Origin of the sequence: Devosia sp., assembly GCF_036676215.1 — a bacterium.
Taxonomy (GTDB): domain Bacteria; phylum Pseudomonadota; class Alphaproteobacteria; order Rhizobiales; family Devosiaceae; genus Devosia.
The window spans coordinates 1-3,207 of the sequence record NZ_JAKFDJ010000085.1 but is presented as its reverse complement, the minus strand read 5'-3'; the positions used below and the strand labels follow the sequence as shown (position 1 = coordinate 3,207).

At 63.5% G+C, this 3,207-nt stretch carries 1 protein-coding gene and 1 pseudogene; both read left to right on the top strand.

Annotated elements, in window-relative coordinates; translation table 11 throughout:
• Positions 1-561: pseudogene (locus V6M52_RS09100) on the top strand (sugar ABC transporter ATP-binding protein); the annotation flags it as partial.
• A gap of 116 nt (positions 562-677) precedes the next feature.
• Positions 678-2,684 (top strand): aldo/keto reductase, encoded by a 2,007-nt coding sequence (locus tag V6M52_RS09095; protein ID WP_332700787.1) that lies wholly within the window; start codon positions 678-680, stop codon positions 2,682-2,684.
• Positions 2,685-3,207: the final 523 nt, after the last annotated feature.

The following is a 3,207-nucleotide window of genomic DNA, read 5'->3' as shown; positions in this document are numbered from 1 at the left end:
ATCGAGATCGCGCGCCTGCACAAGGAACTGCAGACCACGATGATCTATGTGACGCACGACCAGGTCGAGGCCATGACCCTGGCCGATACCATCGTGGTGCTGCGCGACGGCATCATCGAGCAGGTCGGTCGGCCGCTCGATCTCTACGATGACCCGGCAAACCAGTTCGTTGCCGGCTTCATCGGCTCGCCAAAAATGAACTTCCTCGCCGCCGAAGTCGTGGAAAAGAGCCAGACCGGGGTGACTATCGAACTGCTCAACCATGGCCGGACGCGCCTGACCCTGCCGGTGAGCGATGGCGCGGTAGGCGAGAAGGTCACTCTGGGCGTGCGCGCCGAGCATTTCGGCGGGCCGGGAGCCGGCAATTGCGACATCACGCTCGACGTCGACGTGGCCGAGCATCTGGGATCGACCAGCTATGTCTATGCCAATGCCGGCGGCGAAGCGCTGGTGATCGAACGCGAGGAATCGCGGCACGAAATCGACAAGGAAAGCATCGCCGTCTCGATCAGTGCCGACAAGGCATACCTCTTCGACAGCCAGGGGCGCCGCATCCGTTAGCGCGAGCCCTCGCTAGGCGAGGCATCCAGGAAAAACGCAGATCCCCGCCGGCGGGAATGACCCGGTGAATTGAACACGGCTGGTGTGTCGCCGGCCAATCGAATTTGAGAAGGACCATTTTCATGTCTGAAAAAATCCGCTGGGGCATTATCGGGCCGGGCAGCATTGCCAAGGCCTTCCAGGGCGGCGTTGCCGGCAGCAAGCATGGCGTGCTCGCCGCCATCGCCACGCGCGACCCCAACAAGCCGGGTCTGGCGACCGATTTCCCCGGCGCCAGGATCGTGCATGGCTATGACGCCCTGCTGGCCGACCCCGGGATCGACGCGGTCTATATCGCCGTGCCCCATACCGGCCACGCCGAATGGGCCATCAAGGCCGCCGAGGCCGGCAAGCATGTGCTGGTCGAAAAGCCCTTTGCGCTGTCGTCCTTCGAGATCGACGCGGTGTTCCATGCCCACCGCAAGGCGGGCACCTTTGCCGGCGAAGCCTTCATGTACCGCCTGCATCCGCAGGCCGCCAAGCTGCGCGAACTGATCGTCTCGGGCGTCATCGGCGAAGTCCGCATGATCCAGTCCAGCTTCGGCTTCTCGATGGGCAAGTTCCAGCCCGAGCACCGCCTGTTCGCCTCCAAGCTTGCCGGTGGTGGCATTCTCGATGTGGGCGGTTACCCCGTTTCCATGTCCCGCTTCATTGCCGGCGCAGCCATGGGCAAGCCCTTTGCGGACCCGATCAAGGTCTCGGGCACGGCAAAGCTTAACGCCGAAGGCACCGATGACTGGGCCGCCGCCATTCTGACTTTCGAGAATGGCATCGTCGCCCAGGTCTCCTGCGCCGTCATGGCCAATCTCGACAATGTGCTGCGCATCCATGGCTCGGAAGGCCGCATCGAAGTGCCGGACTTCTGGTTCGCCGGTGGCGATCGCACCACGGGCCTGGGCCAGATCGACATCATCAAGGGCGGCAAGACCGAGACCATCAGCGTCAACGAAACCCGCCATGTCTATTCCTTCGAGGCCGATGCGGCCGCCGAGGCCATCTTTGCCAAGCGGCAGGAACTGGCCGCGCCGGGCATGAGCTGGGCCGACAGCCTGGGCAATGCACGGGTGCTGGATGCATGGCGCAAGGATGCGGGCATCGAGTTCTCGGTCGAAAAATCCGCCAACCGGGTCAACACGTTGGCCAACCGCAAGCTCGGCCCCAATACCGGCGTCATTCCCAAGCGTTCCATTCCGGGCCTTACCAAGCAGGCCTCGGCCGTCGCGCTGGGCTTTGAGGATTTCAAGAGCTTCGCCTCTGGCGCCATCCTGCTCGACGCCTTCTGGGAAAAGGGCGGCAATATCCTCGATACCGCCTTCGTCTATGGCAGCGGCTATACCGAAAAGCTGTTCGGTGAATGGCATCGCAATCGCGGCACCCGCGAAGGCGCGGTGCTGATCGGCAAGGGTGCGCATAGCCCGCTGGTCTATCCCGACGTCATCGCCAAGCAGCTGACCCAGTCGCTGGATCGCCTGCAGACCGACTATGTCGATGTCTATTTCATGCACCGCGACAATCTCGATATCCCGGTCGGCGAGTTCGTCGACGCCATGGATGACGAGGTCAAGAAGGGCCGCATTCGCGGGCCGTTCGGCGGCTCCAACTGGACCCGCGAGCGCTTCGACGAAGCCATCGCCTATGCGACACGCACCGGCAAGACCAAGCCGATGGCGCTCAGCAACAACTTCGCTCTGGCTGAAATGCTCGATCCGATTTGGGATGGCTGCGTCACCTCGTCGACCGACGCATGGAAGCAGTGGCTCAAGGATCGCCAGGTCACCAACTTCTCCTGGTCGAGCCAGGCCCGCGGCTTCTTCACCGACCGCGCCGGTCGTGACAAGCGCGAGAATGAAGAGCTGGTGCGCGTCTGGTACAATGAGCAGAACTTCGGCCGCCGCGACCGGGCCATCGAACTGGCCAACAAGCTCGGGCACAACCCGATCCACGTCGCCCTTGCCTATGTGCTGGCCCAGCCCTTCCCGTCCGTGCCGCTTATTGGTCCCCGTACCCTCGGAGAACTCGACGATAGCCTGCTGGCCTTCGACATCAAGCTGACGCCCGAACAGGTGGCCTGGCTGGAAGGCTAGGGGCGCTCGGCTCCTCGGCCTGATCTCCCGGCCTCCACTAAACGGCCCTTCCCATTCAAGGGGAGGTTGGGGGTGCGAGCCCGGATGACGTGCAAGCGACCCCACCCCCTCCCGGCCTCCCCCATCAAGGGGGAGGTGCAGTTCAGTGGATGGGGCTCAATCGTGCCCCACGAGTGGAGCGAAACCTCCCCCTTGATGGGGGAGGTAGGAGGGGGTGGGGTCGCAGGCTCGAAACGTGCAAATCTCGCAGTCGTCTCCCTCCCCATAGTGGCGAAGGGCTAACCCTCCGCTCCCGCTGACGTTTTAGCCACCACCACGAACTTATCCCCGTCCTCCAAACCTGCCGCATACTGCTCCCATCTTCCCGCCAGAGCGCGATCATGACGAGTGATGAGTGGGCAAGACTGCCGGGGAGCATGGGTCGCCAGGCTCCCGCATGTATGCTGACCACCGGCCGGACGCTGGCAGGAGGAGAGAGGGGCACAGCGCCCCGCCTCCAGCTCGACCGTCCAACCCGAAAGGG